Below are 13,457 nucleotides of genomic sequence, written 5' to 3'. Positions count from 1 at the left end.
ATCATTTTAGCCCTTTGTCAACAATCTGGAACGTGCGGTGAAGACGCACGTTCTTTTTTATACTTGTTTTTAAGGGCAGAAGCAGGGATTATTATTTAGAGGATCGAACTATTTTTTATACATAAAAGGGGGAGATACATTCATGAAGAAATTGATAACTGCTGAAGATATAACGAAGATTGTTTCTGTTTCTCATCCAGTCTATTCGCCAGATGGAAAAAGGGCGGTCTTTACAAAAGTCACTGTGAATGAGAAAAAGGATGATTACAATATCCATTTATGGGTTCGAGATGAAGAGACAGAAGAGCTGTCTCAATGGACATTTGAGGATGGAAAGCACCATCATCCTGTTTGGTCAAAAGACGGTAAACAGCTTGCCTTTATTTTGCAAAAGCCAAAGGACGTTCCTCAGCTGGCACTCATTCAGAGTCAAGGAGGCGGCGTGCGTATCTTAACGAATATTCCGTATGGGGTATCTCATCCTGTATTTTCTCCAGATGGATCTCTCATTTATGCGGCTGTGTCATTAAAACAAACAGAATCTGTTCATGATGAAAAAAAGGAGGAGCGAGATGACTTTGCTCCGGCAGTATATGATGAGTTGACTTATAAGGCAGATGGAAGAGGCTTTTTAGATGGGCGTTTGACGCAGATCGTTCAAGTCGATGTCCGTTCGGGCGAGGTAGAGCCTGTTACAAGCCAGCAGCATCATCATATAAATCATGTGGTCTCTCCGTGCGGAAAATGGCTCGCCTATATTCAAACAAATCCTCAGACACCTTATATAAGTGATGTGTGTCTCCTCTCATTAGAGGATGGTACATCAAACAAAATGACACAATCGACCGGCGCCTACTCCACCGTATCTTTTTCTCCAAATGGAGGAAGCCTTTTGTACATTGGACATGAGCGCGAATTTCAAAATGCAACTTTCCCATCATTATGGCTGTATGACCTGAAGGAAAAAAAGGCCATTCAGCTATCAGAAATGCTCGATATGTATGTGGGCAACTGTATGGCAGGAGATAGTGTCATGGGTGAAGCCAATCAGCTTCCCCAATGGACAAAAGATAGTCAGGGGTTTTATGCGCTTGTCTCTGATCAAGGAAGTACAGGGATTTATTATTTTTCCATTGAAGGTTTAGCCTATCCTGTTCGACTAGAGGCAGAACATATTACGAACTTCAGCCTTCATCCAAATGAATCAAAATTGCTGCTCAGCCGGCTGTCACCCGTCACACCAAGTGAGCTGTATGAGCTGACATTAGGGGAAACATCACTAAAGCAAATCACATTCGAGCATGATACCTTTCTCAAGGAGCATGTCCTCTCAGTACCGGAGCCATTTTCGCTTCAGTCGAAAGAGGGCGACGATGTACATGGGTGGTTCATGAAGCCTTCTCAGATGGAGGACGGGAAAAAATATCCGCTCATTTTAGAAATTCATGGCGGACCGCATGCGATGTATGGTCATACGTATTTTCATGAATTTCAAATGCTCGCTGCTGAAGGCTATGCCATTGTGTACGTCAATCCTCATGGCAGTCATGGGTACGGACAGATGTTTACCGACCGTGTGAGAGGCAGCTATGGTGACGTTGATTATGAGGATGTCATGCTGGCTGTTGATCACGTGCTAGAATCCTATGATTTCCTCGATGAAACGAGGCTTGGAGTGACAGGCGGGAGCTATGGGGGTTTTATGACCAACTGGATTGTCGGACAGACAGACCGCTTTCGTGCAGCCGTCACACAGCGGTCCATTTCGAACTGGATTAGCTTTTATGGTATCAGTGATATCGGTTATTTCTTTACAAGGTGGCAGATTGATGGGGATATTTATGATTCGGCCGATAAGCTATGGGATCGTTCGCCGCTTAAGTATGTGAACCAGGTGAACACGCCGCTTCTCATCTTGCACAGCGATGAAGATTATCGCTGCCCAGTCGATCAAGCAGAGCAGCTTTTTGTGGCATTGAAGGAGCTTGGGAAAGACACAAGATTGGTCAAATTCCCGAAAGCATCTCATGATTTATCCAGAAGCGGCCACCCGGCGCAGCGCATTCAAAGACTGAGCTTTATTCAAGAATGGTTTAAAGAAAAGTTATCCTAATGAAAAAAACGACCCGATTTGGGTCGTTTTCATGTCATATATGAATTAGAAAACCTGTTCAACTTCTACAACGCCAGGCACTTCTTCTAATAATGCGCGCTCAATACCGGCTTTCAATGTAATGGTTGAACTTGGGCAGCTGCCGCATGCACCAAGAAGACGTAATTTCACAATGCCATCTTCAATGTCTACAAGCTCACAGTCTCCACCATCACGTAATAGAAATGGACGAAGTTTGTCCAGTACTTCCTGTACTTGGTCTTTCATTTCGACTTCAGTCATTAGATATAATCGCTCCTTTCACAACATATCACCATTATATTCATCTGGACGATAAAAATCTATTGATTGGTTTCAAAGTTTCCTTCTCATTATAGCACAATCTCACCTTGAAACAAAAAGTGATTTTGACTTTTTTCATACAGAAAATTCAGCTAAAATAAAGGAGAATAGGGGGCTTGTCAAATGAACCAAACTGTTGACCTTTATGTATATGGAAGAGATGTCCTGTGTGCTAGCTGTGTGAATCTGCCTTCTTCAAAAGATACATTTGAGTGGTTAGATGCAGCGTTAAAACGAAAATATCCGAATCAGCCGTTTCGCATCACATATATTGATATTGAGCACCCGCCAGAAAACGAACGCCAAAAGGAATTGTCTGAACGAATTCTTGATGATGAATTCTTTTATCCACTTGTCCTAGTGGAGGATCAAATTGTTGGAGAGGGCAATCCGAAATTAAAAGACATTTATCAAGAAATGGAGAAATACGGGTACAAAGAGAGCAGTGAATAAGCTGTTCTTTTTTTGAGAAAATAAATAGAACGAGTGTTCCTTTTTATGTTGAAAAAGAACGTTTGTTCGTATATAATGGAATGAAAGGAGCGTGAGCATCATGAATTATTTACTGAAACAATCTCTTCATCAGCAAATACCGATTGACATGATTTATATGAAGAAAAACGGAGAGTGCACAAAGCGAAAAATCATTGTACACCGTCAAACGGAACAGCTCATACAAGCGTATTGTTTATCGAAGAAGACAATGAGAACTTTTCGTAAAGACTGCATCCTTGCCCTTGCTCCGATCAAATTGACCACTCCATCGGCACATGCCGTTTCATAGAAAAAAGCTCCTTCGCCAGGAAGGAGCTTTGAGAAAAAAATCACATGAGCTTAGCCATTGTGATGCTTGTACATCCAAAGAAGTCCAGATTTTAGGAGTCTTGGCACACGGCCAACAAGTGGACGATCCGCAACTAAGCCAAAGCCGGCTTTTTTCCCTAAAGAGCCTAGTACCCCTTTTAGCTTAAACTGAGGATAAGCCTCAGGAAGCGGCTCGTTTTTCCAGCGTTTTTGTAGAGATTGGACAATTTGTTCTGCCTGTGCCTCGGCAAGCTGTGCACTTGGGGCATGCGGCAAGCTTGCGCAATCACCCACGACATATACATGCTCATCTCCAGGGAGATTGTGATGAGGAGTTAATACGACGCGGCCTTGTGCGTCTTTTTCAACATCCATGTCTCTTATCACTTTGCTTGGCTGAATGCCTGCTGTCCACACAATGACTTCTGCTTCAATTGCGTCATCATGGTTGTAAACAACGCCTTCTTCAACCTTCGTAATATTGGCGCAGTTAATGATCTGTACATCATTTTCTTCAAACCACTTTTGCACATATAAACTTAATCTTTTTGGGAAGCTTGATAGAATAAGCTCTCCACGGTCAAAAAGAATAATGTTTAAATCAGTGCGGCTTTCTCGCAGTTCACTGGCTAGCTCTACCCCGCTAAGTCCAGCACCGACGATACCAACCGTTGCACCTGCGCTTAAATTATTTAATTTGTTATACGCAAGCCTTGACTGATCAATGGTTTGAATGCTGTATGTATGTTCTTTCGCACCAGGGACATTATGATACTTGTCCTCACAGCCGAGTCCAATCACCGTGTCATCATATGGAATGGGTTCACGGTCGCTGAATAAGATCTGTTTGTTTTCAATATCAACTTTTTCTACTTCCCCATATTGAATATCCAGCTTCGGATGCTCTGGAAAAGATACTCGAATGTGATGATCAGAGATCGTTCCAGCAGCAAGTGCATAATATTCTGTTTTTAAACAGTGGTAAGGATTTCGATCAATTAATGTGATAGTAACATCATCAGGTAATTGATTTGGCAATAAGCGGTGGAGAACCCGCATATTCCCGTAACCTCCGCCGATCAAGACTAAATTTTTCATGACGATTCTCCTTTTCCCCCTAGACATTGAAAAACACTTATACTAAAAAACTTTAAGTTAAAATACCAAATAAAATTATATCGAATTTACTGTGAAACCACAATAATTGTTTCAAAATAACCTACATATTCATTAGTTAGTCCTAAATAGTAAAACATTTTACGAGGAATAGGCGTAACGATGTAGAAGAAGCTCATGTTTTGACTAATAGAAGAAATTTCGGTAGGATGTAAAGGCAATGTGAGGTGAAGCACAGTGTTTCCACTGATCGAATTTTGTGTAAGTAATCTTGCACAAGGGTCTCAAGAAGCAAAAGAGAAGCTTGAAAAAGACCCAAACCTAGACGTAATGGAATACGGCTGTTTAAGCTACTGCGGCAAATGCATGGACTCCCCATTCGCACTTGTGAATGGAGAATTTGTTTCAGGAGAAAATGCAGAGCAGCTAGTTGAGCGTATTTATGCTTTTATAGAGGAAAATGAGATGTTTTAGATGCACCACATGGGTCATGAGGTGCATTTTTTTTACACTTTCAGCTTCCATTTTTAAGGAGAATGAATAGAAAGCGCATCCAATATGTTATGCTAATAAAATATCATCAAAATGAAGCAACACACGATTGAAAAAGAGGCATATGCATAATAAAAGCCCTTTGCCATGGCAGCAAAGAGCTTCTATGTATGAAAAACGGGGGATGATAAGATTGTCTCCTGAATCGACTCCTTTTATACTATAAGAAACAACATTTATGGAGGACTTTCATGACATCATTTCAATTCACGAAAATGCACGGACTAGGAAATAATTATATTTACGTCAATCAGATGAAGGAACAGCTTCCAGAAGAGCAGCTATCAGAGATGGCGATCCGTGTTTCTTCTGTTTATACAGGAATCGGTTCCGACGGGATGATCCTCATTTGCCCATCAGATGTTGCACCTGTGAAAATGCGCATTTTCAACAATGATGGATCAGAGGGGAAAAACTGCGGCAATGGGCTGCGATGCGTCGCAAAATATGTGTATGAGCATCAGATTGTGACAGACACGACGTTCCAGATTGAGACATTGTCAGGACTCGTTGAAGCTACTGTTCATCTACAGGATGGTCACGTTCATTTAGTCACAGTAGATATGGGGAAACCTCGTTTTGAAAAAGGAGCGATGCCGATGCTGGGAGAGTCAGGCAGCACAACGATCAATGAGCCGCTTGATTTTGGCACTGCGACTTTAAATGGAACGGCCGTTTCAATGGGTAACCCGCACATCGTTTTTTATTTAGAGGACATTGAGAAAGCTCCGCTCGGTACACTTGGACCGATCATTGAAAAGCACGAGACGTTCCCAGAAGGCGTCAATGTGGAATTTGTTGAAATCGTCAGTGAAACCGAGCTGCATTTTCGAGTGTGGGAAAGAGGATCAGGGATTACGCAGGCCTGCGGAACAGGGGCTTGCGCTGCGGCTGTATCAACCATTATGAATGGACATGCGAAAAAAGAAACGGACATGACGGTTCATTTAGCAGGTGGAGATCTCATCATTCGCTGGAAAGACAATGGCCATGTGCTCATGACAGGACCTGCTGAAACCATTTGTGACGGCCAATTTTATCTCTAAACCATTTATTTGAGAAAAGGCACCATCACGTTTATAATTGAAAAGAAACATCCAGTCAAAAGGAGGGATGATCATGAGTACACCAGTAACTATTACAGAAGCTGCTGCACTGCAGATTAAAGATATGATGAAAGAGCATGAAGAAGAAAATGCGTTCCTTCGAGTGGGCGTAAAAGGCGGCGGATGCAGCGGTCTTTCGTACGGCATGGGCTTTGACCATGAAGTCTCAGAGAAAGACACGCAGTTCGAACAGCAAGGCATAAAGGTCCTTGTCGACTCTGAAAGCCTTGATATCATGAACGGCACCATCATTGATTTCAAACAATCACTAATGGGCGGCGGCTTCACGATTGACAACCCGAACGCCATCGCGTCATGTGGATGTGGTTCTTCTTTCAGAACTGCCACGAATACCGGTTCGCCGGAAGAGTGTTAAACATTGATCATGAATAAAGATAAGCCTTCTTGTTCGTTTGTTTTTGTTAAACAAAGCGATCGAGGAGGCTTTTTCTGTTTCTTTTGAAATACTATCGAAAACCACTGACCTTGTAAATCGCTCAATTTTGTTACAGCTTGCTCTCACAACTGGCTATTTCCACTTGAAAAGAGTATCATGAGAATCAAATATAAACTGTAGTCAGAAAAGAGGTTGCTGAGGTTTGAGTGAACAAATCAATTGCAGGAACTGTCATGAACTGATTCCGTATCGTTCAAAAACGTGTCCATCTTGCGGGATAGACAAGCCGCTTCCGAAAAAGGAACGTGTGAAGGATCGGGTGATTTTGGTTGTGGCAGGGATTGTTGTGGTGCTGCTTGCTGCAATGGTACTTGGGATGGCGAATGCCTATATTGGGGTTTTTAAATAAACGAAAAAGGAGTTCCGCTGGTGGAACTCCTTTTTTTAATCCGTCCTTATTTGTTTTCAAATAAGCTTGTGGAGTGAAGCGGCTGTACACGGGCTTTTGGGTCCATGTATGCTTTTGCGTTGTTTACAGCAGTTGGTGCTTCACCAAATCCGCTGGCAATCAATTTGACTTTTCCTTCATACGTACAGATGTCTCCTGCCGCATAGAAACCTTCGATGTTTGTTTCCATTGTGGATTTCACCACGATAGAGTTCTTTTCGATTTCAAGGCCCCATTGTTTGATTGGTCCAAGGGAGGAAACAAAACCGAAGTTGACGATCACATCGTCCACATCAAGTACTTGCTTTTTGTCGCCTTTGACTTCTTCAAGCACAATTTGTTCAATGCGGTCTTCACCAATGAGCTCAGTAGGCACAAATGGTGTCAGCACATTGACTTTCGAGTTGTGCAGGTTTTCTACACTGTGCTCATGCGCGCGGAATTTATCGCGGCGGTGAATAATGGATACTTCTTTTGCAATTGGCTCAAGCATCAGTGCCCAGTCCACCGCAGAGTCTCCACCGCCAAGAACAGCGACACGTCTGCCGGCAAATTGGTTCAAGTCATTAATGAAGTAATGCAGGTTGCTGCCTTCAAATGATTCTGCTGCATCAAGTTCAAGCTTTCTCGGTTGGAATGCACCGTTGCCAGCTGTAATGATGATCGTTTTAGAATAATGAACCTCTTGATTTGTGACAAGTTTAAAAATACCATCTGCCTGCTTTTCAACCGTTTCAACAGCTTGTTCTAAGCAAATGGTTTGCTCAAATTTATCCATTTGTTCCTTTAAGTTATCAACTAATTCTTGTGCGCGGATTTTTGGAAAACCTGCCACATCATAAATGTATTTTTCAGGGTAAAGAGCGGATAGTTGACCGCCGAGCTGAGGAAGGCTTTCAATGATTTTCACACTTGCCTGTCTCATGCCTCCGTAAAATGCAGTAAACAACCCAACTGGGCCGCCCCCGATAACGGTAATGTCATATACCTTAGAATCTTCTTGCATTCCTTTAATCCTCCCAAATGAAAATTGTTATCACTATATCATATCATACCACATATCGTCGTCTGACTTGTTTTGAAAAACTTGTCGTTTTTTGATGCCGGTGCTTAGAAAAAGAGGAAAAAGTGAGAAAGACCGTTTATCATAAGGATTTTCAGTTTAAAGCCTTGAAAAAAGGAGCAGAACTCGCTATTATTGTTAAGGGAACTAAATATTAATTTTTTATGAATTTTTGTCGGATACGGTCAAATGCTTTCGTTTTTTGTAGGTGAAAGTTCAGATTTTCACATACATATTTTTTTGTTTAAATTTCATAAAATGCCGGAAAGCGGTTGAGAATAACGATAGGTAATTCTTTATCCGTTTTACAGCAAATTTAAAAAAGGTGGATGTGATTCCAGTGAATAAACCGAAAATCGTTGTATTAGGTGCAGGTTATGGCGGATTAATGACTGTAACAAGATTAACAAAACAGCTTGGCACAAATGATGCGGACATTACTCTTGTGAACAAGCATAATTATCATTACGAAACAACATGGCTACATGAAGCAAGTGCAGGTACACTTCATCATGATCGCTGTCGTTATCAAATCAAAGATGTGATTAATAGTTCCCGTGTCAACTTTGTACAAGCAACAGTTGAAAGCATTGATAAGGAAGCAAAGAAAGTTGTGACATCAGATGGCGAACTTTCTTACGACTACCTTGTTGTCGCGCTTGGTGCTGTTCCTGAAACATTTGGCATCGCAGGACTGAAAGAATATGCATTCTCAATCTCTAACATCAACTCTGCTCGTCAGCTTCGTGAGCACATTGAGCTTCAATTCGCGACGTATCATACTGAAGCTGAAAAGCGTCCAGAGCGTCTGACAATCGTTGTCGGCGGTGCGGGCTTCACAGGTATTGAGTTCCTTGGTGAGCTTGGAAACCGTGTGCCAGAGCTTTGCAAAGAATATGATATTGATCAAAAAGACGTGCGTATTATCTGTGTAGAAGCTGCGCCAACAGCTCTTCCAGGATTCGACCCTGAATTGATCGACTATGCGATGAACTACCTTCAAGGTAAAGGTGTTGAGTTCAAAATCGGTACAGCGATCAAAGAATGTACGCCTGAAGGCATCATTGTTGGAAAAGACGATGATACGGAAGAAATCAAAGCTGAAACCGTTGTTTGGGCTGCAGGTGTACGCGGTAACCCAATCGTTGAAGAAGCTGGATTTGAAAACATGCGCGGCCGCGTAAAAGTTTCTCCAGATCTTCGTGTACCAGAGAATGATGATGTATTCATCATTGGTGACTGCTCATTGATCATCAATGAAGAAATCAACCGTCCATACCCACCAACAGCACAAATTGCAATGCAGCAAGGTGAGACAGTAGCGAAAAACCTTGCAGCACTAGTAAAAGGTGGAACACTTGAAAGCTTTAAGCCAGACATCAAAGGAACAGTTGCTTCTCTTGGCGAACACGACGCTGTAGGTGTTGCATTTGGTAAAAAACTTCAAGGGACAAAAGCTTCTGCAATGAAGAAAATCATCGACAACCGTTCTTTATTCATGGTTGGCGGACCAGGACTTGTTCTGAAAAAAGGAAAGTTCAAGTTCTTCTAAACCGTAATAGACGAAAACGTGTAGACAAACCCTCGCATTCTTTGTCAGTCCTGCGTGCCGGTGCTCACGAATGTCAAATTCGCTCCGCTCCGGTACTCGTCCTTCCTAGACTTCAAGGGTTTTCATAACACGCTGAAACGAAGACAAAGGGCTAAAATAAAGATCATTTTAGCCCTTTGTCTTCAATCTGAAACGTGTATCCTCGTGATACACGTTTTTTTATGAAATACGGAATATTTTCTCACTTGGTACTGGACAGAAAAATGTGTTATGATAAATTATCAGAAAATTTAGACTAAGGAGTGAGCCATATGAAGGCACAAACAAAAGAAAAGACGTCAACCTGTCAATATTGTTCAGGAAAAGGATATTTTCAGCTACTGCTCGGCGGCTCTGAAACATGTGAGGAATGTAAAGGGACAGGAAAGAAGCATTAATCTATCTGCTTTTTCCATTGATTGACTTCATCTCTATTTCCAAGTTAAACTAATGATGGGATATTTGGGGGTGGAGATGAAGTGATCAGTTTACCAGTCGTTATCATTTCAGTTATTTTATTTTTCGTGTTATTTTTCGGCATTGGCTTTTTGCTGAATATGCTGCTAAGAATGTCATGGATTATGGCAATTTTATATCCAATTGTATGCCTTTTCATTATCAATAATCAAAAGATGGTGACTTATGTAAGAGAGCCTGGCATCGCCTTTTCAGGGATAGGAGACCGCATCGTCTCACTCGCTGCGGCAGATATCATCATTTTATTAAGCGGCTTAATTGGTGCCATTGCATCAGGTTTTGTCATCAATGCACTTCGAAAAAGAGGGTATCAAATGTTTTAACTCACTTGTTTACACGCAAGTGGGTTTTTTTGTTTTTCCTTTGCATAGTTTCCATTTTGTTTGGAAACAAATAGATGGGTAGAGGAGTGACAAATAGAGATGAAAACATGGATGAAACGATTGTTCATGACAGCCCTTTTTATGCTTGCATTGATGACGAGCTTCACGGGCATATCTGGAGTAGAACCAAGTGATCTAGCTGCATGGGTGAAAGAGACCGATGTAGGCACGCAAGTATCTTCTTTTTTTCAACATCAAAAAAGGCAAACGATGGTGGTCAAAAGCGATGACTTGCGAGCTGCTTCTCTCGAAGAAGCGTTTAATTGGAATGACTATCCAAAGCAAAAGGTCGTTGCCACAGGCTATACAGCAGGTGTGGAATCAACAGGTAAAACGAAGGAACATCATGCATATGGCATTACATATTCAGGCGTCAAAGTGAAACGTGATTTATATTCAACAGTGGCAGCGGACCCATCTGTCTTTCCAATTGGAACCGTGCTGTTTATCCCAAACTATGGCTACGGTGTGGTAGCAGATACCGGTAAAGCCATTAAAGGTCATAAGCTTGATTTATACTATGAAACCGTTGATGATGTGTATAGAGAATGGGGTAAAAAAGTGCTGGATGTCTATATTATCAAAAAGGGCGAAGGGACTTTAACAGAAAAAGACTTAAATCAGCTGAATGAAGCGGAATCGATGCAAGTTTTCCGGCAGCAGTTTCAAGCCAATAAAGAATAAAAAAGCTTTGGGCCATTTGAGGTCCAAAGCTTTTTCACTTCTACATGAAGTAATAATCTAAGATGAGTGTCAGCAAGATTCCTGTTAAGCCGCCGAAGAAGACTTCAATCGGCTTATGCCCAAGAAGCTCTTTCAATTTCTTTTGCTTCTCTTTTTCTTCCGCACTTGGGAAATTCTTTGCTTCGGCAACAAAATGGTTGAAATCTGTCACCAGTTTGTTGAGAACAGTCGCCTGTTCTCCTGCCTGTCTGCGAACACCCGTCGCATCAAACATCGTAATAATAGCAAAGATGGCGGAAATGGCAAAAATAGATGTTCCTAGCCCGTGCTCTAAAGCAACTGCTGTTGAGAGTGCTGTTACTGCTGCGGAGTGTGAACTTGGCATTCCGCCTGTGCTTGTAATGAGCGACCAATCTAGGCGTCTAGAAATGATAAATTGAATGGGTACTTTTACAAATTGTGCAAAAAAGATGGCTGCAAGGCTGGCAAGCAGCGGAAAATTCGTCAGTACGCTCATGAACAAGAAACATCCTCTCTGTAAGAAAAAATATCGTGCGAAATGATTGTCTGTTTACCCTAGTAAGATGAAAAAAATAATAGCAGTAATAAATGTTGCCAAGTCCATGTTCATTATAACATTAAAGAAAGTAGATGTGGAACGAGGAGAACATGGACAGACTGCTATCGAGCACCGTCACTTTTTCATGATGCCCTTCCGCGTGTCAAAATATAATTGCTCATTCAAGAGAAGGCAGGCTGGCAATGATCGTATAGGCACGCAAATTTTGATATAATAAAAGTTCCAATGTGAAAAATGGAGTTCATTGAAGGAGCGTGTGATAAATATGTTTTTCTCGACAAATGAATTGCAACATAAAGATACACTGGCCATCGGACTTTTTCAAAAGAGCCAATTATCAGGAAAAGCAAAAGAAATAGATGAATTACTTGAAGGAAGAATCACTGAATTATTAAAAGAAGGCGATATTTCATCCAAAAGGAATCAGCTTTCGAAGTTTTTCCCGTCCCCTGAAACAGGCATCAAACGCATTTATTTTGTCGGGCTTGGGAAGGAATCAGATTACACGTTTGAAGAGGCAAAAGAAGTCTTTGCGCATTTATTTAAAAAGCTTCATCAAGATAAAAAGCAAGCGGTTTCGGTCTTGCTTGATACGTTCGTAGGAAAGGATCTGCCTGTGCATGATGCAGCCCATGCCCTTTCTGAAAGCTGCCTCTTAGCTACATATGAATTACAAGATTTTAAACATAAAACGAATGAACCTGATCGCTTTATCGAGTTTGTCTATGCAACGACGGATCATGACACAGCTGAAATTCAGGCAAGTCTGAAAGTAGGCGAAGTCTACGGACAGTCAGTGAATTCGGCCCGCACCCTTGTGAATATGCCGCCGAACATGCTGACATCCTCTGATCTTGCTTCCTATGCGGCAGAGCTTGCGTATAAATACGAATTTGAGATTGAAATTTTAGATAAAGAACAAATGGAAGAGCTTGGGATGGGCGGTATTTTAGCTGTCAATAGAGGCTCAACAGAACCACCAAAGCTCATTGTGTTGAAATACCAAGGCAAGGAAGAATGGACAGATGTCATCGGTCTTGTCGGTAAAGGCATCACGTATGATACAGGTGGATATTCATTAAAGCCAAGAGCAGGCATGGTGGGCATGAAAACAGATATGGGCGGCTCAGCCTCTGTTTTAGGCGCGATGGAAATCATCGGTGAGCTTCGCCCAGAGCAAAATGTGATTGCTGTCATTGCCTCAACAGATAATATGATCTCGGCAGACGCAATGAAGCCTGATGATGTGATTGTGTCACTGAGCGGTAAAACAATCGAAGTGCTCAATACCGATGCAGAAGGCCGCCTTGTCTTAGCAGATGGGGTAACGTATGCGAAGCAGCATGGTGCCTCTGTTCTTGTAGACGTTGCAACATTAACAGGCGGGGTCGTTGTGGCGCTTGGAAATGAGACAACAGGTGTCATGACCAATAACGATGAACTGTATGCCCAGTTTAAAGAAGCATCAGAAGAATGCGGTGAAATGATTTGGCAGCTGCCGATCACTGAAAAAGATAAAAAACGAGTACGAAACAGCAAAATGGCTGATCTCAATAACTCTCCAGGCCGAGATGGTCATGCGATCATGGCAGGTGCTTTCATTGGTGAATTCGCTGAGGACACCCCTTGGGTTCACTTAGATATTGCAGGTACAGCGACAACAGAAAAACCTTCATGCTTTGGGCCAACAGGGGCAACAGGCGTGATGGTGAGATCATTGGCGACATTTGTGGAACGATTCGAAGCAAAGAAATAAAGGATAGGGCTCTGCCAAATGGCGGGGCTTTTTTTATGTAGGACA

The 13,457-nt window shown here is 42.0% G+C and carries 15 protein-coding genes and 1 pseudogene; 12 read left to right on the top strand and 4 right to left on the bottom strand.

The genetic code is table 11. The annotated features are described in order from the left end of the window. The first annotated feature begins 142 nt into the window (after positions 1–142). The gene (locus tag ACSLGF_RS05260) at positions 143–2,113 is read left to right on the top strand and encodes a S9 family peptidase (protein ID WP_456003126.1); all 1,971 of its coding nucleotides are present in this window, start codon (positions 143–145) and stop codon (positions 2,111–2,113) included. Between the two features lie 45 nt (positions 2,114–2,158). Here the strand turns inward: ACSLGF_RS05260 and ACSLGF_RS05255 are convergent. Beyond that, positions 2,159–2,458 (bottom strand): annotated as a pseudogene (locus tag ACSLGF_RS05255) (NifU family protein). Positions 2,459–2,578: 120 nt separating this feature from the next. Here ACSLGF_RS05255 and ACSLGF_RS05250 point away from each other — a divergent pair. Together ACSLGF_RS05250 and ACSLGF_RS05245 are read left to right on the top strand one after the other, a co-directional pair. Continuing rightward, positions 2,579–2,908 carry a YuzD family protein gene (locus ACSLGF_RS05250; protein WP_034317069.1) on the top strand — a complete coding sequence of 110 codons (330 nt, stop codon included), beginning with the start codon at positions 2,579–2,581 and terminating at the stop codon, positions 2,906–2,908. 100 nt (positions 2,909–3,008) lie between these two features. Then, positions 3,009–3,239, top strand: a complete 231-nt coding sequence (locus ACSLGF_RS05245) for a hypothetical protein (RefSeq protein ID WP_456003124.1) — start codon at positions 3,009–3,011, stop codon at positions 3,237–3,239. Between the two features lie 50 nt (positions 3,240–3,289). Here ACSLGF_RS05245 and ACSLGF_RS05240 read toward each other — a convergent pair whose 3' ends face one another. Continuing rightward, the gene (locus ACSLGF_RS05240) at positions 3,290–4,357 is read right to left on the bottom strand and encodes an NAD(P)/FAD-dependent oxidoreductase (protein ID WP_456003122.1); all 1,068 of its coding nucleotides are present in this window, start codon (positions 4,355–4,357) and stop codon (positions 3,290–3,292) included. Between the two features lie 255 nt (positions 4,358–4,612). Here ACSLGF_RS05240 and ACSLGF_RS05235 point away from each other — a divergent pair, with 255 nt between their 5' ends. From ACSLGF_RS05235 to ACSLGF_RS05220, 4 genes are all read left to right on the top strand, one after another. Beyond that, positions 4,613–4,849 carry a YuzB family protein gene (locus ACSLGF_RS05235; protein ID WP_230030790.1) on the top strand — a complete coding sequence of 79 codons (237 nt, stop codon included), beginning with the start codon at positions 4,613–4,615 and terminating at the stop codon, positions 4,847–4,849. Between the two features lie 269 nt (positions 4,850–5,118). Beyond that, on the top strand, positions 5,119–5,973 hold the full coding sequence (gene dapF, locus ACSLGF_RS05230; protein WP_456003120.1) for a diaminopimelate epimerase: 855 nt from the start codon (positions 5,119–5,121) through the stop codon (positions 5,971–5,973). Between the two features lie 73 nt (positions 5,974–6,046). After that, on the top strand, positions 6,047–6,409 hold the full coding sequence (erpA, locus tag ACSLGF_RS05225; RefSeq protein ID WP_456003118.1) for an iron-sulfur cluster insertion protein ErpA: 363 nt from the start codon (positions 6,047–6,049) through the stop codon (positions 6,407–6,409). 223 nt (positions 6,410–6,632) lie between these two features. Next, on the top strand, positions 6,633–6,839 hold the full coding sequence (locus tag ACSLGF_RS05220) for a hypothetical protein (protein WP_099727058.1): 207 nt from the start codon (positions 6,633–6,635) through the stop codon (positions 6,837–6,839). Between the two features lie 46 nt (positions 6,840–6,885). Here the strand turns inward: ACSLGF_RS05220 and yumC are convergent, their stop codons facing one another. Continuing rightward, the gene (gene yumC, locus ACSLGF_RS05215; protein WP_099727059.1) at positions 6,886–7,884 is read right to left on the bottom strand and encodes a ferredoxin--NADP reductase 2; all 999 of its coding nucleotides are present in this window, start codon (positions 7,882–7,884) and stop codon (positions 6,886–6,888) included. 391 nt (positions 7,885–8,275) lie between these two features. Here yumC and ACSLGF_RS05210 point away from each other — a divergent pair, with 391 nt between their 5' ends. From ACSLGF_RS05210 to ACSLGF_RS05195, 4 genes are all read left to right on the top strand, one after another. Further along, positions 8,276–9,493 (top strand): NAD(P)/FAD-dependent oxidoreductase, encoded by a 1,218-nt coding sequence (locus tag ACSLGF_RS05210; RefSeq protein ID WP_456003278.1) that lies wholly within the window; start codon positions 8,276–8,278, stop codon positions 9,491–9,493. A gap of 311 nt (positions 9,494–9,804) precedes the next feature. Next, entirely contained in the window at positions 9,805–9,930 is a 126-nt protein-coding gene (locus ACSLGF_RS05205; protein ID WP_456003116.1) for a YuiA family protein, read from the top strand. A gap of 81 nt (positions 9,931–10,011) precedes the next feature. Next, entirely contained in the window at positions 10,012–10,332 is a 321-nt protein-coding gene (locus ACSLGF_RS05200) for a YuiB family protein (RefSeq protein WP_456003114.1), read from the top strand. A 99-nt stretch (positions 10,333–10,431) separates the two neighbouring features. Beyond that, on the top strand, positions 10,432–11,076 hold the full coding sequence (locus ACSLGF_RS05195) for a 3D domain-containing protein (protein WP_456003112.1): 645 nt from the start codon (positions 10,432–10,434) through the stop codon (positions 11,074–11,076). Positions 11,077–11,116: 40 nt separating this feature from the next. On the opposite strand, the gene ACSLGF_RS05190 is transcribed toward ACSLGF_RS05195, so the two are convergent. Continuing rightward, on the bottom strand, positions 11,117–11,593 hold the full coding sequence (locus ACSLGF_RS05190; protein WP_099681780.1) for a divergent PAP2 family protein: 477 nt from the start codon (positions 11,591–11,593) through the stop codon (positions 11,117–11,119). A 328-nt stretch (positions 11,594–11,921) separates the two neighbouring features. Between ACSLGF_RS05190 and ACSLGF_RS05185 the strand changes: the two genes are divergently transcribed. Continuing rightward, a complete protein-coding gene (locus tag ACSLGF_RS05185) occupies positions 11,922–13,412 on the top strand; it encodes a leucyl aminopeptidase (RefSeq protein ID WP_456003110.1) in 1,491 nt (496 codons plus the stop codon). Positions 13,413–13,457: the final 45 nt, after the last annotated feature.

It is taken from the genome of Bacillus sp. A015 (assembly GCF_053851875.1).
Note: the sequence above shows the minus strand (reverse complement) of the source record. Positions and strands in the feature narration are given on the sequence as shown.